This window comes from Lacticaseibacillus huelsenbergensis (assembly GCF_029726355.1).
Classification (GTDB): domain Bacteria; phylum Bacillota; class Bacilli; order Lactobacillales; family Lactobacillaceae; genus Lacticaseibacillus; species Lacticaseibacillus casei.
On the sequence record NZ_CP120687.1, the window covers coordinates 940,783 to 958,942 of the forward strand.

Below are 18,160 nucleotides of genomic sequence, written 5' to 3' on the forward strand. Positions count from 1 at the left end.
GCCACGGCGCACATTTTAACAACTATATATCAATTAAAAGCGGCGAATCATTCCTGCAAGGCCTTGCCGACCTTTGGAATAGTTCGCCGCTATTTTGATGCACTTTGATTCAGTTAATTCAGAATTTCGGAAACAAAAAAAAGAGTCGCGCATTTCGCACAACTCCGCTAGGTAATTCGTTAATTTTCGTCATGTAAATCTTTAAAAAGATCCCGCAAGTTGTCAAAGTCCTGATATCTGCCAACCTTTAAATCCTGAATTGACTGTTCAGTCGCCTGATCAAGTGAGTCTTCCATTGTCGGCGTGAAAGGCAAAGCCTGATCGTGAACAACTTGCTTTAAGAAAATATTGATGCCCGTGTTCAAGTCCATTCCTAACGCTTCAAACACCTGTTCAGCTGCGTCTCTCGTTGTCGCGTCAAGTCGGATGGTCATGGTGGTCTGTTTCGCAGTCGCCATAAAGTTCACCTCAATGCAACTATTTAAGTACTTAATTCTAAATTGGATCCAGCTAGCAGTGTATGTAACCATGCATAACTGCTGCTTTTCCTCGTCTAGAGTACACAACGCACTCAATGCAGGTTACTTTGATTCCGTCGTAAGGTCATCAAGAATACGGTTGACCTTCTGTTCCCGCAGCTGATAAAGGCCACATTGTTCCCGACAAAATACGGTTCGGTCCTTTTTAACTTCGTCTACAACTCTCTCGATAACCGCATTAGTGCGTTGATTTGCTTGACGCAATGCTTCCAGTTTCGCGTTGGGTTCAGACACCGTGGCAGTCGCTGTTAATGCCTTAAGAATCATCTGTGCCTTATATTCACGAATCGGGTGACTTTCTTCCAGTTGATGCCTGATCAATAAGTCCTTCATTTTTAACACCCTCGCTTTGTTATCCGCTTTTTACGCCAGATACAACTATTAGAGCTGGACACTTCCAAATCGTTCAACTCTGAGCAAATTAAATAGTAACCATTACTCTCTACAATAGGTAGAATACGCTGGTTCTTCTGCTTCTGTCAATGATATGGTGCAATAACGAGCTATCTTTCTCTTTAATTTTATCAGAACTTTTCGGTTTACAGTACATGTCAACCACCACTGACTAAAGTCAGTGGCTTGTGAGCAAACACCCCCGTTACGAGCACTTGAATCACAATTTGCACAGATACACCACTGCAGGCAGTTCTACGAACTGCTTGTCTTACACGGCAATTACCAGTGCCTTTAGCGTCCCCAGGTTGCCATAGGGACGAGCCTAATCAGGCTAATTTAGCAATACCTTTGATCAGTATGTTCTGAGCGGCATTGTGATCGCGAACGTGATGGGTCTGGCATTTAGGACACGTCCACTCTCGATCAGCCAGCGTCAGCTTATTAGTGCCTTCTGTCCCCATGACGAAGCCGCAATGATGGCAGGTTTGCGTGGTATTCTTAGGATTGATCGTTACAAACTGGCGATCATAAAGGTCAGCTTTGTAAGTTAGCATGCCTAAGAATGTACGCCAGCCTACGTCTGCGATACTCATGGCCAAGGCACGATTCTTTAGTAAGTTCTTACTGCGCAATTCCTCTGCAACCACCAAATCGTGGTTCTTGATGAGTGTGGTTGAGACGTTGTGCAGGAAGTTCTTACGACGATCTAGAACCTTGGCATGAATCTTGGCGACTAACAAGCGCTGTTTTTGGTAATTTTTACTGTTACGTAACGGCCGATGCTCCTTCTTTGCCCTTCGAGCACGGCGTGACAAAACACGTTGTTCCTTTGCCAATCGTCCCTTAATTGTTCGATAGTAGCGCGGGTTGGCGACGACTTTGCCATCACTGGTCGTCAAGAAGTTTTCCGTGTTGAGGTCAATGCCGGTTTGCCGATTGGTCTTGGCAGGTTTCGGCATGAAGGGTGTATCAGAACCCAGCTGCATGGATAAAAAGAAACGGTCTGCGGCGTCCTTAGTAATCGTGACCGTGCCAATACGAGTTTCTGCTTTTCGATTCAGTAATCGTCTGTGGGAGCCTTTAATGCGAAGGCGACCTAACTTAGGCACTAAGACGTGCTTGCCATCTTCAAAGCAGACGGTCCCATTTGTTAGAAGCGTCGTTTTCTGCTGGATATATTGGCAATTAGTTTGATAACTCCAAGCATAGCTCTTACGGTGGAATTTTGGGACGCCAGTACCATGAACCTTTCGAAAGGCTTTCCATGCCTTGCGGTAGTTCCGGATAGCGTTAGCCTTAGCAAGACTGTCAATTCGCTTGTCTTCTAAGAATTGGAAATGATTTGACAGTTGCTTGGCATTTTGCCGTAATTCAAGCTGCTTGATTCGGTCTTGAACCGTATCAATTGGTAGCTTAACTTGCTTTAATTGCCAGAGTTCTTTACCGATCGCAACCATCTCGTTATAGACGAAGCGACTGGCATCGCTGTTAAGCTTAATCAATTTCTTTTGGCGGTCACTTGGGTAGATGCGAACCTTCAAGCCATAATGATATTCTAATTGTGCCATTGACTTCATTTGATCGCACCTCTTTTCTTGCTATAATGGTATTATAGCATTCGTCAATGACTACAACAATTGAGGTGACTTTTATGACTAAAGAAAAAATCCAAGGCGCAATTTATACCAGACGCTATATCTATAATTTTCATTACCATTTGATCTGGGTCACGAAATATCGCAATCAAACTTTTGCGACTAAGGAACTGGCAGATGAAATGAAGAACATTTTACAAAAGGTTGCCGATGATAATGAGATTGTGATCGAAAAAATGGCAGTCATGCCCGATCATGTCCATGTCTTGATCAGTTTTCCGCCTAGCAAGGCACCAACCAGTGCCATCAAGGCGCTCAAGGGTAGAAGTGCCTTTATCTTTCTCAAACGGCATCCGGAAATTTGTCGTTCTCAATATTGGGGTGGGCATTTATGGGCACCCAGCTACTACATGAGTACGCTTGGCAACATGAGCAAGGGCGTCGTTGAGCATTACATCAACAACCAAAAATACAACGAACTAAAAAAACGCCCTAACAGGCGTTGAGAGCGGGCCTATCCATCCCATGACTAAAGTCACGGGATTTCCGGCCAACCATAATTAAAACGCCAGTCAAGAGGAATTTCTGAAGAAATAAATCGCGATGACCATAAGAACCTTCTTAAATGCTATTTTGCGCGTAATCTATGTATGTCAAATAAAGTTCAGCAAAAACACAATCAACAACAAGCTTGATGAACGTAAAAGCGTACGCTATAATGTACATGTAAGTAAATTAAGGAGGCTGGTATCATGGAAGTATATACCCCCACAAATCTACGCAAGAATTTGTTTGACTTATTAAACAAAATAGTGGATAAGAACGAAGAAATGGAGGTCACTCTTAAGCAACCAAAAGGTCCCAATAAAGGCGTTATCTTAATCAGCAAAGACCGCTATGAAAAGTTAGAAGAACTGGATTTCTTACAACGAACAGGGACTCTGGATGTCGTTATGCAGCGAATGGAAAACGAAAAACCGGGTGACTTCAATGAGAAAAACGCCTATTGATGACCAACGAGTGGCACGTCATACCGCATCGCGATGTTAAAAGAAAAGATGAACTGTTACTTCAAAAGGCTAATCTTTTTGAGAAGTACATGGACATCATTAAAACACTAAAAGAGAATCCTTTTAGCCGCAAGTACCATCACGAGATGCTTCAGCCAAAAGCAGAAAAAATTTACTCTATGCGGATTAACAGCAAACATCGAGTCGTTTATACGGTTGACAAAAAAGCTCACCTTATTAAAATTTGGTCAGCGTGGTCACACTATGAACAACGAAAACCTACGTGATAGTCAAAGAGAATCTAGCCGCTTGCGGGGCAGTTTTTTCTTACCGAGTAAGAACTTCCTATGCAGTAACTACGTAAATCCGCTATACGAAAATGTCTTATACAGAAAAGAATTGACTTGTGGCCATCACTCGATTGGGGGACGCTCCTTCTTTTGATGACTGGTATTCTTAATATCGAGCTCGCCGTATTGCAAAAAGACGGCAAATAGGCTCTGATTTTTGTGTTCGAACTCATCCATTATAATCACCCAAAGAAGTCAGCCATGCGGGGCGGCTTCTTTTTTTCTTCTGCTTACCCACCACATCCTACTTTAACGCTGTGGTTGCCAAAAAGTGCTGCAAGTGATACGTTTTATATAGGATGAGAATGAGACGTGCCATTTGACGGTCACCGCAGATTAACCACCTGCATTAAGTAAGATCGTTCGAACGGTTGGCGGCTTCCTTGAAAGGGAGCCGCTCTTTTTGACACATACGTCAATTGCGTTGTAATTGACAAGAGTGCTTGGACGTGATAAGTTTTTTGTAGGATGAAATTGGAGCGTACCATTTAACGGTCATCGCGGACTAGTCAACCGCATGTTAAAAGATCGTTCGAACGGTGGCGGCTTCCCTGAAAGGGAGCCGTTTTTTTATTGCATAAAAACAGAGTTCTAATGTGGTCAGCACTAGAACTCTGCACAGCTTACCGCTTTTTACGCTTGCGCAAACGCCTTGCAGCGCTCTTATAAGCATATTTAACTATCGCGACAATTGCTGCGGCAGCAACGGTAATGATTGCCTTGGTGATGACCTCGGCAATCCAAGATGAAATTGTGTCGCGTACCATTATGGGTCCAGCGGACGCAATAGCTGAGCCGCTATCGTTTTTTAGTCTACCAGATAACATGCTATACATGGGATAGTCCTTATGGAAACGATCGTTTTTTATTGATTCAATTTCTCTAAACGAGGATTTGTAGCTGCCTGTTCTGTTCTTCCGCTCCAGCAAACCATTTGTCAAAGAGGTCGCTGACAGGTTAAAATTTGCTTGTCGAAGGTGGACAAGTCATCACCAAGGAAGCTAGCCATTTGGGGTGGCTTCTTTTTTATGCAGAAAATCAATGTGCTTTGGCGTCGGATATTGGTAAGATAAGCATGCACCCCATGACTAAAACTGTCTTTGTATCAATCAGTTACCCTGAAAGGAGCGCAAACCATGCCAACCTGGACCGACTTCGAAAAGAAAATGAACGCAACTACCTCCACAAGAACCACTCATCATCGACACACTCGCTGAATTGCATAGCGAACGTATCCGCCGCGGTATTTCTCAATGAGAGCTCGCGAAAAAGATCGGCATGACGCAATCGCGATTAGCCAAGATCGAATTGCTTGATACATTGCCTTCGTTTACGACGCTTAATCGCTATGCCGCTGGGCTTGGCCTTAAGTTGAAAATTTCCATCACTTCATAAATTAGCTGATGAGTCGCAAAATGTTGCATCACTTAAAACTACCCAACCGATGTGGTATCGATACCACAATCTCCAGTTCCGCTGAGCTGAAAATGTCTAAGAATCAACGTAATAAAAAGCCTACCGACCGCATTGTGCTGTCTGTAGGCTTTTAACTTCTATACCTTCCAAATACACTTCGTTGCAAAAACTTCCTACTCCGCTACCAACTCACTCGCATCAACCAATCGCTTGGTAATCCGCCACAACGCAGCAACATCTTCCGGGCGCGTCAAACCAGTCGCCTTATCGATAATCGAACTATAAACATGCGGAATGATCTGCTTGACACCGGCATCCAGCGCAATTTGAAGAATAGCTTCAAAGTTATCCAAATCAATGCCACCGGTCGGCTCGAGGTTAAACCCTTCTGCCGCGCAGGCTTGGGCAACGGCACGGAATTCGGCTTCGTGTTTCAAACCACCCATGGGGAAGAACTTGAAGCTGGTGCCGCCCATGTCTTGTAACAAAGCGATGGCAGTTTCGACTGGCACTTCCGCGGCTGCTTTTTGGCTGCTTTTTGGACCAGTGGCGATGTTGACCACGCCGACTTTGCCGGTTGGCGAAACCAACCCGTTAATCACGGTGTCGGCTTGTCCCAAAAGTGCCCGGCTGGTGCCGACGCCGGTGAAGACTTGGTTAACGTGCTGTGGCTGCAAGACCTTGGAAACGCGGCTGACCATCGTGCTTTGGTTCGGGTCGCCGGCGCCGAGGCCGACTGACAGGCCGTTGTCGGTGACTTCCTGGTATTTTTTCATATCTTCAATCGCGGCTTCGTCGGTGTCGTAGTTTTTGGTCAAAACGCCCACGACGACATGACCTTCTGCAGCTTCGTAGATCTCTTTGGCATTTTCAACGGAGCCAGCCAAAACGTTCAGGGCGACGCGATTTTTGTAATAGTTTGGGATTAAATTCATGGGAGCGATCCTTTCTAGGCGAGAATTTCCTTGAGGCGATGAACAATCAGATCCATTTCGGCTTGATCGACGGCACGGATGTCGAACTCGATGATACCTTCATTGGCGCGATATTCGCGGGTGTAAATCGCTGGATTGCCGGCTTTGAGTTCGGCAGTTACCTGCTTGGCGTCTTTCGGGCTGGAAGCTTCGACAGTCACGGCGGCGCGGAAAATTGGCCGCCCGGCACCGTCTTGGACTTCCTTAACATTCAGATGTGGCACATCATTGAGCGCCGCCACGAATGGATGCAGCCGAGCTTTCATCGCTTCGCCGGATTCCGGACCATGATCAAGATACTGAACGAGCGCGGTGGTGAAGCCGAGAATATTTTCCTTGCCGATTTTCATCGCGCGACCGATGCCCAGACCCTGCAACTTGGTCCAGCTGATGTACGGTTCCTTGCCGAAGACGAGACCGGAAGCGGGGCCTTCAATCGCTTTGGCACCGGAGAACAGAACCACATCAACGCCCATGTCGACGTACTTCTTCAGATCCTCTTCCGCCGCAGCGTCAAGAATTAAGGGCAGCTCATGCTTATGCGCCACTTCCAGCGCTTCTTGAATCGTCAACATGCTCTTTTGCACGGCATGATGGCTCTTCACGTAGAAAATAGCTGCGGTGTTCTCATTGATCATCATCTCAACGTGTTCCGGCGTGCACATGTTGGCATAGCCGGCTTCAACCACCTGGCCACCACCGAGTTCGATCATGACTTCTTCCGGCGTGCCATAGTCCACATTTTGACCTTTTGGCAGAATGATCTCGCGCTTGGTGTAGCGCGGTGAGAACGGATGGTAAGCATGATACTTGCTGCCGCGACCGATGATGCCGGCCACTGCTTCCGCAATCCCCGCAGACGCCGAGTTCACCACCAGTGCGCCTTCTGTCCCTAACTTTTTAGCGATGAAGGCGCCAGTTTTGTCGGTCAAATCCTTCATTTCAAAAAAGTGGGTGTCGCCAAATTGCTGCGCCTGAATCGCGGCCTCCGGAACTTTGGAAACGCCCAAAATGGTCATTTTGCCACTGGCGTTAATCACGTGTTTTAAATCATAAGTGCTGTAATAGTCTGTCATGCTCGCTGTGCCTCCAAGTCATATACCGTCCCGCCAACAATGGTGCAGATTGGGGTGATCAATTGATGGCCGGTTTCCGTATTGCCATTAGAATCCGTTAATACTTTATCACCCGTCGTGACATTGTAAATGGTAATGTCAGCATCTTTGCCCGGACGCAGGCGCCCTTTGTTCAGCAGGTGGAAAGTATCAGCCGGCGCAAACGTGACCATCCGAATCACTTCCGGCAAGGTGTAGCCAACTTGAAGCATTTTCTCCATAGTGGTTGCCATGTCATAAACCGGTCCATTTTCCCGATTACGGTGATAAATATCGGTACTCAGCGACTTCGGATCCAGCCCATGGTCGCGGGCGATTTTCATGGTTTTAAAATTAAACGAATCGGTTCCGTGACCAACATCGAAGACCACGCCGCGATCGTAGGCATCATAAACGAAATCCTTGATCTCGCCGTTTTCGTCAATCATCCCATTCGGCTTGCCATTGTACGCATGGGTTAAGACATCGCCTGCGCCCATCGCCTGCAAAATGTCCTGAAGCTCTGGCGGATTTGCACCGACATGCACCATAATCGGCAAATGCCCGAGTAGTGCCGCGTATGACCGCGCTGCCAGTAACGGTTTGATGTCGTTGTCAATCACCACTGAATGACTTTCCCGCGCCTTGATCCCGACGATAAAATCAGGCAAATCGACCACTGCGTCAAATAAGGCTTCTTTGCTGACCTTCTCCATATCGCCTAATTCGTCTTGCGCTAAAATGCCGGTACGCCCGATATTAATCAAAGCGAAAACGTTGGTCTTTTTGTCCCGGGTGATGTTGTAAAAATCGCGAATATTGTCCGCACCGGTTGAACCGGCGTCGATAACGGTTGTCACGCCGGACTTGTAACCATCAGCATCGGGATCGTCATAATATAAGGCCAGTTTTTCATAACAATGCACATGATCGTCAATCCAGCCTGCACTGACATACGACTGGCCATGCAAGTCGATTTCTTTTTGACCGCTGGCCCCTTCGAGCTTCGGTGCGATCGCCGCGATTCGGTTGCCATTAATGCCGACTTCAATCGGCTGTTCGCGTTCTGTTTTGCCGTTCTTGATTAAAACATCAAACACAAGTGATGACCTGCCTTTCTAAAACTTCTTCTAAAGTTTGACTGGAAAGAAAAATCCCATAATCATAGCCCCAATAATCGCACCGCCCGGGATTGGTTTTTTCCATGCGTAGAAGAGTGCTGCGCCGATTGTGCTGCCGATCCCGATCGGAATGCTGGCGGTGACGGCACTCAGGATGATCAGCGGACCGAGGAAACGGCCGGTTTGGTTCCCGGCGCCCATCATGACATCCGCGCCAAATGTGGCATTACTTTGATTAATAGTAAATTTTCGAACCAGGAAAATGATGACCCCAATGATAATGCCCAACACAGCACCGGTTAAAAGCGCCAGTCCGAAGTTGGCGACCAAAGGTTTAGCCCCAACAGAAAGCAGGATGGCCGGAATCCCGATGCCGACACCGGTCAAAATCGAGCCGCCGAGATCCAGAATCCCAACCAGCGAGCCTTCCAAGATCCGAGCGAACAGGAAGCTGGCGCCAAACGCCGCGGCGGCACCGTAAGAACCGCCTGTCATCCCCGCCTTCAACATCGCCACGATCGCGACTTCGTTGAAGGCACCGACACCATAATTGAAATACATGGACGTCCCGGCAAAGACCCCTGCCGACATCAACGCGACAATCACAACGAAGCCCCAGTCTGCGTGCCAAAAGTCATGTTCGTTTGCAACTGCCTTCAATTCTTCGTCCGCAGTTGCGGTGGTTTGTTTATCCGCCATACGTCAACACCCCTACTTTCCGCCTATCATTTGATGGACATTCGACAACCAACCTGGCGCATTTAGGTTAAAGGACTTCAACAAGTTAAGATCAAAGCCACGGAAGAAGCCGGATAGGACAAACAGCAGAATCGCTGCGGCCAAAATGGACTTCGTAATCCGCGTCCAGCCGAGTTCGTCGACTCCTTTTCCGATTAAAATGCCCAGCACTACGCCGGGCACCGCATTGCCCATGATCATTGCGGACAATCCGCCAAAAACGGTGCCGAATAATCCGGAGCGGCGGCCGGCATCAATTGCAGCCAGCCAGAAAAGAATCGGCATGATCAGATTGATCAGTTGATTGGCAGCTGGGACCAGCACCTTAACCGCCGTTACCTGCAACGATTCCGGAATCGAGCTGGAAGTGACATTTAGGAACACCACAACCACTGCACCGACAATCGCCCCGGCAATTCCCATTTTCTTCGGGTTATGCATGGTCTGTTCGACATTGCGATTCTTCATCAACAAGCCTGCCGCTGCCCAGTTCGGAATCACACGGTGGGTAATATCCTGGGTAAACGCGCCAGCACCAACCGTTGATGCCCAAGCATTGAAGAAGAATCCAAGACCGAAGCTAAAATGCGAAGCCGGATCGCCTTCTGCCGCATTCATTTCCCCCAAGGTACGGAATGCGCCCAAGGCTTGGGTTTTCGGTGCCGTAAACATCCGCGCTGCCCCAACGCCTGCCGCAAAACCTACCAGTCCACCAATAATGATCGACTGGAATAAGATTGTTAATATTGGCAATTCATTTCACACCCTTCAACATATTTTTCAAATTTGGCAATGAAAGTGCATCCGGTGACGGCGTCGTGACATCTTCAAACGTCAAAGCGTCAAGATCGATCGCACTCACCGCAACCGTCACGGCCAACGTAACCGCATACGTCGTTCGCGTCCGCTTGAAAAAGAAGAACAGGAACTTCTCGGTATAACTGGATTTAACTAACTTAAGCGGCTCAACTTTTTCCGGAATAATCCGTAAAATGGCTTCATCGCCGTTGCCGACCAGTTGCTTTTGGATGCTGCTAAAAGCGGCGGCAAACGCCTGTTGTTTGGTTTCGCCTTTGCCGGAAACGGTGACCACCTGACGTTTGGTTTCATTCACGACCGTCATCTTGCTCACTCCTTAAGCTTCTGGATACTTCTTGTTCCACGCCTCGACCAAGGCTTTCCCCAATGCTTCCTGATCCATAAACCCGAAGCCGAGAACCTTGGTGCCTTCTTCAATCGCGGTCACGCCTTCTTGAATCGAACGCATACCGTGACGTTCCGGCCAACCAAATTGCGTATGCGCAGTGATCGCACCGGCACCGCCAGAACCGCAGAAACTAATGCCCATATCCGCTTTTTCTTTGTCCATGACCTGACCCAAACGCATATCGGCGCCCATGCCCGGTACGACAACAGCGGTACCGCCAGCGGCCTCGACACCTTTTGCAACGTTTTGACCTTTACCCATTCGATCTGCAATAACAACTTTAACCATGGTTAAATCCTCCTAAATTTTGTTCTGTGCTGCTTCAAAATGAATCGATAAAATATACTTCTCGGCGACGGCCAAATGCCCGATGTGCCGAACAACCTGATCCGCCAAGTCAAGCGACTTTTGGGAAACATCGGCAAACATTTGCGGATCGACCGCTGGGAGTTGTTCACCAGACTGAGAACGGTTCAGCATTTCGATTAAGTGATTCGTGAGCACCTGTAGCTGAACATCGGTAAATCGAATCTCCGCGGCTGCGGCTAATCCAATGACATAACGAACCAGCGCTTCCGCCGCCTGCGCATCACTACTTTGTTGGATCATTGTTTGAACTTCTTCCGGTAATTCATCGTTGGCTTCCAGTGGTGTCATCCCCTTTCTAAGATGTTGCATGACTTAGGCTCAAATATTCCAGAATCGCGTGCACCTCAGCCCGATTAATCGCCAGTCCATGATCCGAAAAGACATGCTCGACGGTCCCGACTAATTTCGGATCATCATGATTCGGCTTGCCTTGATACTGTTTGTTAAACATAATGCGTTGCACCGCCAGAAAAACGTGCATCATGAACGCATCGCCGTAATACGGATCAATTTTGGTCGGCAACTGCAGCTTGAGTTCCGAATAGATGCTGAACATGGTCAAAATCGTCTGTTGCGTCTGCTGTTCCAAGTTTGGCTTTGGTTTGATCGGTACGACGGAATGCTGCGATTTGATTTGCGCCAGCGGTACCTGTAATTTTTTGGCGACTGCCTGGCGAATCGCCGCAATGTCGGTGGCATTAGGCAATGGCTGCACTTCGATCACCTGAACATCCACATTTTTGAGTGGAAAAACGCTGATGACCAATTCCGGTTGTTCACGTGCGATCAAGGCCCGCGCATCGTCAATGGAAGCAAAACCCACCAGTTCGATATTCGGGATAGCCGAAGCAATCCGCTGCTGAATCAAATTGGTAATCCCGATACCCGTCGCACAGACATAAGCAACCCGCACCGTTCGCATTTGACTGTCGCGATTAAGCGAGACCATGAAATGCAACGCAATGAAAGAAACAAACGCCTCGCTCAACACGGCTTGATCATTGGCCAATTCCTTATTGACGGTTTTTTCAATAGCCGCAAACAAGCCCGGATATTCTTGCTTAATGTCTTGCGTGAATGGACTATATTCCAGAAGCTGACTGTGCTTGCCTAAAGACTGGCTCAGGTGCAGGTACAAATTCTCCTGCAACTGACTGTCATGACTGAAATCATGATCAACCAACGCGCCAACCGCCAAAATGATGCGATGCGTCATCGCCACCAGATTGTGATCCTGAGCAGCCGGCTGGTCGTGATCACGCTGGCCAAGGTAATACGCGATATCATCTGTCAGCGCCGGCAGATTATAAAAGGCTAGCGTGTTCATGATCAGCTTGTCAGTAAAGTGTTGCTTGGCATGGGACTGGGCAACGCGGTGATAACTATTCACCAGTTGATTAAAACCTTGGCGAATCACACCGATCGTCAACCGAATGATCGTCGCAATCAGTTCGCTCGGATCCGGCATGTGTGCTTCCGTTTTGCCCAAGCGAATGGCTTCTTTCAAAATCGTGTTAAACGCGTGATCAAATGTTGCCTCACCGGTCAAAATCACTGCCCGCTTCGGCTCGCTTTTGGTGCTTAGGCTATCGACCAATTCCGCCATGAGCGTCTTCCGATTCAATTGCTGGGTGATCAACTGTTCTAACAAGCGGCGAATGTCCAATTCAGTGCCATTGAGCTTATAGCCATAGTAGTTTTTACTGGTCAGCTTCACGTTGAACTGCTGTAGATAAACCGCCAGCTTCTTAAGATCATTGTTGACGGTTGTCTGGCTGACATTCACCCGCGCTTGAAACTGTTGCTGAGTCGTGTAATCACCGGTTTGCGCAAGAATCAAAATCATGCGGATGATGCGCTCATTCGGCGCTAAATAATGATCGGCAATTTGTTCATCGATTTTCTCACGCAAGGCCGCTCTGGCAGCATCACCCGCCTCAATCCAAATCCCTTTGCGTGGCGCACTCTTTAACGCGGAGCCCTTCGCCGCCAACCAATCGCGAATGTCGGCCAAATCATACTTCACAGTCCGGACGCTAACCCCTGCCGATTCAGCTAATTGCTTAGCGGTCACCGCCCCTTCGGCATTCAACAACTGCAAAACAAGTTGTCGCTGCCGGCTACTCAATGTCATCTGTTCACCCCCTTTGCTGTTAATGTCTATCATCACTGTAAAGCGCTTTCTCAAACGAAACAACAGGAAATGTTTGCACGATTAATCGTGCAATAATATGTGATCGCGTCAACAAGAAATTGATTGGTCTGTTCCATTTATGAAAATTGCGGTCTGATTCTGTTTCGGTAGCGAATTATTAAGATGCTTATAAAACGGCATTTAACCGGCATATAACAGGTTGGTGGAATTGTCTTTGTTTTGGGGCTTTAAAAATAGGTGTGTCTATGGGTTTCACAAGTCAGCTGTTCCATTCGTGCAAAATCCCGAAATAAGTCCTATAAAATAACATTTAGAATCAATCGAACAGTTGCCGATACTAGGTTCATCATTGGCGGTAAGGCCCCGGCCTTTTGCCCGCATGATTTACCGAGTCAGCCAAAAGAACCGGCCAAAGTGGGTGATTCCCCATCTTGACCGGTTCTCCTTTTAACTTTTATAAAACTAACTAACCCACCTATGCTTTCGCCGCATGCTCCTGCGATTTCGCGCCATCCTGTCCATAGTAAGCATTGGCGCCGTGCTTGCGATAATAGTGCTTGTCCAATAAGTATTGCGGCAAGTGGGCGTCGTGGTGCGTCAGTGTCAGCGCGTGGTAATCAATTTCCGCGACTACTTCCAAGACTTTTGCGTTATAAACTGCTTTGGCCGGCGTCGCACCCCAACTGAATGGGCCGTGCTGGCTTACCAACACTGCCGGTACTGCCTTGTAATCGAGTCCGCGATCGTGGAATGTCTTCACAATCACTTTGCCAGTATTCTCTTCGTAGGCGTCCTCGATTTCTTGTTGGCTCAAGGCTTCGGAAACCGGGATATTTCCATAAAAAGTATCCGCCGCCGTCGTATTGAGATTAGGCACGTCCATATGCGCCGAGGCAAAAGCCACTGCCCACGGCGAATGGGTGTGCACGATGCCGCCAATATCCGGAAAAGCATTGTATAAAACCGTGTGGGTGGGCGTGTCACTTGATGGATTCAGCGCGCCTTCTACTACCTCGCCATCTAAGTTAACGACGACCATGTCTGCCGGCTTCAAGTCTTCATAAGCAACGCCAGACGGTTTGATCACGAATAAGCCGCGTTCCCGATCAATGCCAGAAACATTGCCCCACGTGAAGGTGACGAGATTCAATTTTGGCAGCTGCATATTGGCTTCATAAACGTCTTGTTTTAATTGTTCGAGCATGATGATTGCCTCCTTTGTCATGAATTCATTTTGGCTCGGTTCGTTCTGAAAACGTTTTTACATTGGGAAACTCTGATATAATAAGCATTAACCACGTAAAGTTGGAAAGGGAGTTAATTATGCTTAAAGCCATCGCACTTGATATGGATAACACATTACTTAATAGTAAGAAGGAACTCAGCGTCACGAATCGCGACGTGCTTCGTTACCTGAATCGCAAAGGTATCCGCATTATTCTTTGTTCAGGCCGGCCGTTTGCCACGCTGAAGCCATTCTTGGAGGAACTGCATGTCACCAAAAATGACGATGTCTGCGTCTGCTTCAATGGCGGCTTGGTTCGGCTGGTTCGCGAACATACCGTGATTAAAGAAACGGCTTTGACCAAGGAACAAGTCAAACCGGTGTATGATCTGGTTAAGGAAAATGGCTTCAAGCTGGACATTGTCGGTGAAGATAAAGTTTATTCACTGACCGAGTTTGGTAAATCGAGTTATCAGACGCTGATTCCTAAGCTGATGCCGTTTACAGACACGACCTTTGATAAGGTTCCGGCTAAGTTGCCGATTTTCAAGGTTGTGATCGCCGGTGAGCCTGACATGGTCGATGCCGCCGCAACTGCTGCAAAATCGCTCAAAAACCTCAACGTCGCCCGTTCACGTCGGACATTGTTGGAAATCATGCCGGAAAACGTCAACAAGATGAATGGCTTAAAGGCAGCGCTCAACTTCTACCGCATTCCACGTGAGCAACTTGCCGCTTTTGGCGATGAAGAAAACGACAAGGACATGATCGAATACGCCGGCATCGGTGTCGCTATGGGCAACGCCATTCCGTCCATCAAAAAGATTGCGGACATTACCGTACCGTCCAACGATGACGATGGGGTCGCCAGTTACTTAGTCGATTACTTCCAGATCAGTCCAACCGCGATTCGGTTATAAGAATAGATTGAGTTGGCAGCCGGCAGCTTGGGTCGGCTGCTTTTTATGTGAGCGTGAACCGGCGCGCTTAGGAGCCGGAGTGTAAGTGGCCTTGGGCGTGATGGCGCCCTTTGCCATTGCGACCAAGGTCCTTACACGCAGGCTCCTGCGCCGGTGAGCGCGTTATGGAAAGCGAAGTAAGCCCCTTTTTAAGACCGCACATTTGCCTCGCTCACAGGTTCCTGCGTCAAGCCAACTTGAGCGAATAGCTTATCAAAAAACGCTTTGGCTTGTTTCACTTCTTTAATCGGATCGGCAGCTTTTTCAGTCCACATTTCGATCGTGAACGCGCCGCCATAATGAAGGCGCTTGAGGGTGCGCAGGCAGCCAGCGAAGTCGACAACCCCATCCCCAAACAGCACATCGCGAAATTGGCCGGGATGATCTGCCGTGACGGCCTGAGTATCTTTCAGATGAACGGAAGCAATGTTGGCAATGCCCAGCTCCAGTTCGCGGCCAACATCGTTTTCCGGCCATGCTGACAGATTGCCGACATCGGGATAGGCCTGTAACCACGGACTACGAATTTGATCCTTAAGTGCCCGGATCTTCGTTAACGAATTCAAAAACGGATCGTCCATCGTCTCAATCGCAAGGGTGACTTCCCTAGTCGCTGCGTACGCCACGCCGCGTTGCAGATTTTCAATAAAACATTCGCGGGACATGATCGTTTTGGGTTCGTAGTAAACATCATAGCCGGCCAGCTGCACGTTGCGGATGCCCAGATCGCTGGCCAAATCAATCGCTTTACCCAACATGTCACAACTTTTCTGTTGCACTGCCGGATCGGCCGAGCCCAACGGATACCGGCGATGACCGCTTAACATCAGCGTATGAATCCGCACGCCGGTCTGCCAACACGCATCGCGAACAGCCGCCCGCTCGTCCTTGGTCCAATCTAGACGCGCCAACCGCTCATCGCTTTCATCAATCGACAATTCTAAAAAGTTAAACCCCAAGTCCCGCACCAGTTGCAATCGTGTCAACCAAGAATCGGTCTTAGGCAGTGCCTTTTCATAAATTCCCAATGAGTTCAAAAATTTCCCTCCTTGACGCGATTTTTGGCAACAAAAAACTGGCGAGACCTCCTGAGTCCGTTGCCCATTCAACCAGTTTTTCAGGCTGGATCGGCCAGGCGACAGGCCTTCGCCAGCGCGTATTTCCACATCAATCGCGTTAATTGACCACTTGAACCACATCAATCCCGTGACGCCGCAGTTCACGAACCGTTTTCTCGTTGGCAAAATTATCGGTAATGAGCACATCCACTGCCGTTAAGTCGGCCACATGATAGTTGCTGGTAACGCCTACTTTGCGGTAATCCGCCACGCAAATCACCTTTTGCTTGGTACGGGCAATCATGGTGGTGTTCACCTGCGCTTCAAAAATATTTTGCGTCGTGACCCCGCCGCCTTCACTAATGCCATCACAACCGATTAAAGTAAAATCCGATTGCATGGTTTCAAGAATTTGAATAGCCACGGTGCCGACCAGTGATTCCTTGGGATAGCGGATTTCGCCACCAGTCAGGATAATTGATGTTTCAGGGTGACGGACACATTCTGTCGCCCGGATATTGTTTGTGATAATCGTCAGCGGCATTGTCGCCAACTGATTAATCGCTCGCCAGCATAGCGAACTTGAGTTAACAAACAAGGTGCTATTTTTGACAATATAGCCTGGTACCGTCTCTGCAATCGTGTCCTTTAGCAATTCGATGCCCGAACGCGAGGTGTGATTGGCGGTTGTGGGCAGTTTGGCTTTTTCAACGAGCCCATGATGCCACTTGACCTGACCCATATCCGACAGCGCTTTTAGGTCCCGGCGCAGCGTTGTGATCGACACATCAAACTGGCGGGCCAATTCTTCAACCGCCACCGATTCGGCTTGATCCACAACAACCAGAACTTTCTCCCGGCGCGCTTGCACATTCGCCATTGAATTTTTCACCATTGTCACCCCATAACCAAACCTTACGTTGCTTATTTACCCCAGATTCGGACAATCTCCGCTTGAAAATCAGCTGCGGCCTTGGCGGGATCCGGTGCCTGGGTAATCGCCCGCCCGGCAATAAACGTATAAACATTCACGCCGGAAAACAGTTTTAACGTGTCAACACTCAAGCCGCCGGTCACCGAAACCCGAAAGCCCATATCGACCAGCATTTGCACTTTGGCAAGATCCGCGGCACCCCATGACCCACCGGAAAGCAAGGCATCCCGGCTCTGGTGATAGATCGCCTGGGTGACGCCAATGTCCAGCCATAATTGGGCATCTTCCTTGGTCCACTGACCATAGAGTTCGATTTGAATGTCAGCCACTTCTTGTTGCGCCGCTTGAATGGTCGGAATGGTCGCGGAGCAGATGCATGTCATCCAGTCCGCACCGGCATCCGCCATATTCTTGGCAACCGTGGATCCTGCGTCGGCACACTTGGTGTCGGCAATCACGACTTTTTCCGGAAACAAGGCGCGCAATGCCTTCACTGCAATCGTCCCTTCCTGCAAGATCAGAATCGTGCCTGCTTCCACAATATCAACCAGCGGGCCGACTTCCCGAACATCCGCCAAGGCACTGGCTAACGTATTATTGTCTAGCGCCACCTGTAAGTTTGGTTTCGTCAAAATGTTTTCCTCCTGTACGCCCAACCGAAAATTCTTGGTGGCAAACCCGCCACCATACACTCAAAATTCACAACCATTACTCCACAAGGTCAGTCTCTTCCCGTACCCGTTGCTCGACTTCTTTATCACTCATCACGTTTTTAACGCCGATCACCTGCACGCCTTTGTCCTTGGCATCTTTAAACATGTCGACAAAATTGGTGGTGGTAAACACCATGTCATATTGTTTGGCAGTACTTTTACCTTCTGCCAAGTTAGTATGTTCGATTTTAGAAATAGGAATATTCAGCCGTTTGAAGGCTTTTTGAACGCTGCGCATCATCATCAAACTAGTTCCTGACCCATTGGCACACGATACTAAAATATTCATCAAATCTCCTCCTATGTT

Annotated in this window: 21 protein-coding genes and 1 pseudogene; 5 read left to right on the plus strand and 17 right to left on the minus strand. The window is 48.3% G+C overall.

The features are described 5' to 3' along the window. Nucleotides 1–179: 179 nt before the first annotated feature. The 3 genes from LHUE1_RS04175 to LHUE1_RS04185 form a co-directional block, all read right to left on the minus strand. Nucleotides 180–458: a type II toxin-antitoxin system RelB/DinJ family antitoxin gene (locus LHUE1_RS04175; RefSeq protein ID WP_049169241.1), complete on the minus strand. Its 279-nt coding sequence runs from the start codon at nt 456–458 to the stop codon at nt 180–182. A 123-nt stretch (nt 459–581) separates the two neighbouring features. Then, nucleotides 582–872: a hypothetical protein gene (locus LHUE1_RS04180; protein ID WP_049169243.1), complete on the minus strand. Its 291-nt coding sequence runs from the start codon at nt 870–872 to the stop codon at nt 582–584. Nucleotides 873–1,261: 389 nt separating this feature from the next. Continuing rightward, nucleotides 1,262–2,512: an RNA-guided endonuclease InsQ/TnpB family protein gene (locus LHUE1_RS04185; protein WP_213291485.1), complete on the minus strand. Its 1,251-nt coding sequence runs from the start codon at nt 2,510–2,512 to the stop codon at nt 1,262–1,264. Nucleotides 2,513–2,586: 74 nt separating this feature from the next. Between LHUE1_RS04185 and tnpA the strand changes: the two genes are divergently transcribed. From tnpA to LHUE1_RS04205, 4 genes and pseudogenes are all read left to right on the plus strand, one after another. Next, nucleotides 2,587–3,036, plus strand: coding sequence for an IS200/IS605 family transposase (tnpA, locus tag LHUE1_RS04190; protein WP_213291484.1), 450 nt, complete (start codon nt 2,587–2,589; stop codon nt 3,034–3,036). Between the two features lie 246 nt (nt 3,037–3,282). Beyond that, nucleotides 3,283–3,540 carry a type II toxin-antitoxin system Phd/YefM family antitoxin gene (locus LHUE1_RS04195; RefSeq protein ID WP_049169348.1) on the plus strand — a complete coding sequence of 86 codons (258 nt, stop codon included), beginning with the start codon at nt 3,283–3,285 and terminating at the stop codon, nt 3,538–3,540. Beyond that, nucleotides 3,540–3,827, plus strand: coding sequence for a Txe/YoeB family addiction module toxin (locus LHUE1_RS04200; protein WP_277848339.1), 288 nt, complete (start codon nt 3,540–3,542; stop codon nt 3,825–3,827). The genes LHUE1_RS04195 and LHUE1_RS04200 overlap by 1 nt, the downstream gene beginning before the upstream one ends. 1,199 nt (nt 3,828–5,026) lie before the next feature. Continuing rightward, nucleotides 5,027–5,285 (plus strand): annotated as a pseudogene (locus LHUE1_RS04205) (helix-turn-helix domain-containing protein). 194 nt (nt 5,286–5,479) lie between these two features. On the opposite strand, the gene dagF reads toward LHUE1_RS04205, so the two are convergent. The 10 genes from dagF to LHUE1_RS04255 all read right to left on the minus strand — a co-directional run bounded on the left by dagF (nt 5,480) and on the right by LHUE1_RS04255 (nt 14,168). Beyond that, on the minus strand, nt 5,480–6,241 hold the full coding sequence (dagF, locus tag LHUE1_RS04210; RefSeq protein ID WP_049169345.1) for a 2-dehydro-3-deoxy-phosphogluconate aldolase: 762 nt from the start codon (nt 6,239–6,241) through the stop codon (nt 5,480–5,482). 14 nt (nt 6,242–6,255) lie between these two features. Next, a complete protein-coding gene (locus tag LHUE1_RS04215; protein WP_049169344.1) occupies nt 6,256–7,356 on the minus strand; it encodes a DgaE family pyridoxal phosphate-dependent ammonia lyase in 1,101 nt (366 codons plus the stop codon). After that, the gene (locus LHUE1_RS04220; protein ID WP_049169343.1) at nt 7,353–8,474 is read right to left on the minus strand and encodes an amidohydrolase/deacetylase family metallohydrolase; all 1,122 of its coding nucleotides are present in this window, start codon (nt 8,472–8,474) and stop codon (nt 7,353–7,355) included. Before LHUE1_RS04220 ends, LHUE1_RS04215 begins: the two co-directional genes overlap by 4 nt. Before the next feature lie 30 nt (nt 8,475–8,504). Further along, nucleotides 8,505–9,194 (minus strand): DUF4310 family protein, encoded by a 690-nt coding sequence (locus tag LHUE1_RS04225; RefSeq protein WP_049169342.1) that lies wholly within the window; start codon nt 9,192–9,194, stop codon nt 8,505–8,507. Between the two features lie 12 nt (nt 9,195–9,206). Further along, a complete protein-coding gene (locus LHUE1_RS04230) occupies nt 9,207–9,986 on the minus strand; it encodes a DUF4311 domain-containing protein (RefSeq protein ID WP_049169341.1) in 780 nt (259 codons plus the stop codon). A gap of 1 nt (nt 9,987) precedes the next feature. Beyond that, the gene (locus tag LHUE1_RS04235; protein WP_049169340.1) at nt 9,988–10,356 is read right to left on the minus strand and encodes a DUF4312 family protein; all 369 of its coding nucleotides are present in this window, start codon (nt 10,354–10,356) and stop codon (nt 9,988–9,990) included. 12 nt (nt 10,357–10,368) lie between these two features. Further along, nucleotides 10,369–10,728, minus strand: a complete 360-nt coding sequence (locus LHUE1_RS04240) for an SFCGS family glycine-rich protein (protein ID WP_049169339.1) — start codon at nt 10,726–10,728, stop codon at nt 10,369–10,371. A 12-nt stretch (nt 10,729–10,740) separates the two neighbouring features. Beyond that, on the minus strand, nt 10,741–11,097 hold the full coding sequence (locus tag LHUE1_RS04245; RefSeq protein ID WP_047106955.1) for a transcriptional regulator: 357 nt from the start codon (nt 11,095–11,097) through the stop codon (nt 10,741–10,743). A gap of 7 nt (nt 11,098–11,104) precedes the next feature. After that, nucleotides 11,105–12,943 (minus strand): BglG family transcription antiterminator, encoded by a 1,839-nt coding sequence (locus tag LHUE1_RS04250; protein WP_049169338.1) that lies wholly within the window; start codon nt 12,941–12,943, stop codon nt 11,105–11,107. A 496-nt stretch (nt 12,944–13,439) separates the two neighbouring features. Continuing rightward, nucleotides 13,440–14,168 (minus strand): L-ribulose-5-phosphate 4-epimerase, encoded by a 729-nt coding sequence (locus tag LHUE1_RS04255; protein ID WP_049169337.1) that lies wholly within the window; start codon nt 14,166–14,168, stop codon nt 13,440–13,442. 119 nt (nt 14,169–14,287) lie between these two features. Between LHUE1_RS04255 and LHUE1_RS04260 the strand changes: the two genes are divergently transcribed. Continuing rightward, on the plus strand, nt 14,288–15,109 hold the full coding sequence (locus LHUE1_RS04260) for a Cof-type HAD-IIB family hydrolase (protein ID WP_049169336.1): 822 nt from the start codon (nt 14,288–14,290) through the stop codon (nt 15,107–15,109). Between the two features lie 188 nt (nt 15,110–15,297). Here the strand turns inward: LHUE1_RS04260 and LHUE1_RS04265 are convergent, their stop codons facing one another. The 4 genes from LHUE1_RS04265 to LHUE1_RS04280 all read right to left on the minus strand — a co-directional run bounded on the left by LHUE1_RS04265 (nt 15,298) and on the right by LHUE1_RS04280 (nt 18,142). Continuing rightward, entirely contained in the window at nt 15,298–16,185 is an 888-nt protein-coding gene (locus tag LHUE1_RS04265; RefSeq protein ID WP_049169335.1) for an L-ribulose-5-phosphate 3-epimerase, read from the minus strand. Between the two features lie 139 nt (nt 16,186–16,324). Beyond that, nucleotides 16,325–17,101, minus strand: coding sequence for a DeoR/GlpR family DNA-binding transcription regulator (locus LHUE1_RS04270; RefSeq protein WP_049169334.1), 777 nt, complete (start codon nt 17,099–17,101; stop codon nt 16,325–16,327). A gap of 29 nt (nt 17,102–17,130) precedes the next feature. Beyond that, a complete protein-coding gene (locus LHUE1_RS04275) occupies nt 17,131–17,772 on the minus strand; it encodes a 3-keto-L-gulonate-6-phosphate decarboxylase UlaD (protein WP_049169333.1) in 642 nt (213 codons plus the stop codon). Between the two features lie 76 nt (nt 17,773–17,848). Beyond that, a complete protein-coding gene (locus tag LHUE1_RS04280; protein ID WP_047106941.1) occupies nt 17,849–18,142 on the minus strand; it encodes a PTS sugar transporter subunit IIB in 294 nt (97 codons plus the stop codon). Nucleotides 18,143–18,160: the final 18 nt, after the last annotated feature.

Bases quoted from the DNA above. Each gene is read 5' to 3' on its own strand.
- LHUE1_RS04175 (WP_049169241.1), bottom strand. From the start codon at position 458: ATGGCGACTGCGAAACAGACCACCATGACCATCCGACTTGACGCGACA.
- LHUE1_RS04180 (WP_049169243.1), bottom strand. From the start codon at position 872: ATGAAGGACTTATTGATCAGGCATCAACTGGAAGAAAGTCACCCGATT.
- LHUE1_RS04185 (WP_213291485.1), bottom strand. From the start codon at position 2,512: ATGAAGTCAATGGCACAATTAGAATATCATTATGGCTTGAAGGTTCGC.
- tnpA (WP_213291484.1), top strand. From the start codon at position 2,587: ATGACTAAAGAAAAAATCCAAGGCGCAATTTATACCAGACGCTATATC.
- LHUE1_RS04195 (WP_049169348.1), top strand. From the start codon at position 3,283: ATGGAAGTATATACCCCCACAAATCTACGCAAGAATTTGTTTGACTTA.
- LHUE1_RS04200 (WP_277848339.1), top strand. From the start codon at position 3,540: ATGACCAACGAGTGGCACGTCATACCGCATCGCGATGTTAAAAGAAAA.
- dagF (WP_049169345.1), bottom strand. From the start codon at position 6,241: ATGAATTTAATCCCAAACTATTACAAAAATCGCGTCGCCCTGAACGTT.
- LHUE1_RS04215 (WP_049169344.1), bottom strand. From the start codon at position 7,356: ATGACAGACTATTACAGCACTTATGATTTAAAACACGTGATTAACGCC.
- LHUE1_RS04225 (WP_049169342.1), bottom strand. From the start codon at position 9,194: ATGGCGGATAAACAAACCACCGCAACTGCGGACGAAGAATTGAAGGCA.
- LHUE1_RS04235 (WP_049169340.1), bottom strand. From the start codon at position 10,356: ATGACGGTCGTGAATGAAACCAAACGTCAGGTGGTCACCGTTTCCGGC.
- LHUE1_RS04240 (WP_049169339.1), bottom strand. From the start codon at position 10,728: ATGGTTAAAGTTGTTATTGCAGATCGAATGGGTAAAGGTCAAAACGTT.
- LHUE1_RS04245 (WP_047106955.1), bottom strand. From the start codon at position 11,097: ATGACACCACTGGAAGCCAACGATGAATTACCGGAAGAAGTTCAAACA.
- LHUE1_RS04250 (WP_049169338.1), bottom strand. From the start codon at position 12,943: ATGACATTGAGTAGCCGGCAGCGACAACTTGTTTTGCAGTTGTTGAAT.
- LHUE1_RS04255 (WP_049169337.1), bottom strand. From the start codon at position 14,168: ATGCTCGAACAATTAAAACAAGACGTTTATGAAGCCAATATGCAGCTG.
- LHUE1_RS04260 (WP_049169336.1), top strand. From the start codon at position 14,288: ATGCTTAAAGCCATCGCACTTGATATGGATAACACATTACTTAATAGT.
- LHUE1_RS04270 (WP_049169334.1), bottom strand. From the start codon at position 17,101: ATGGTGAAAAATTCAATGGCGAATGTGCAAGCGCGCCGGGAGAAAGTT.
- LHUE1_RS04280 (WP_047106941.1), bottom strand. From the start codon at position 18,142: ATGAATATTTTAGTATCGTGTGCCAATGGGTCAGGAACTAGTTTGATG.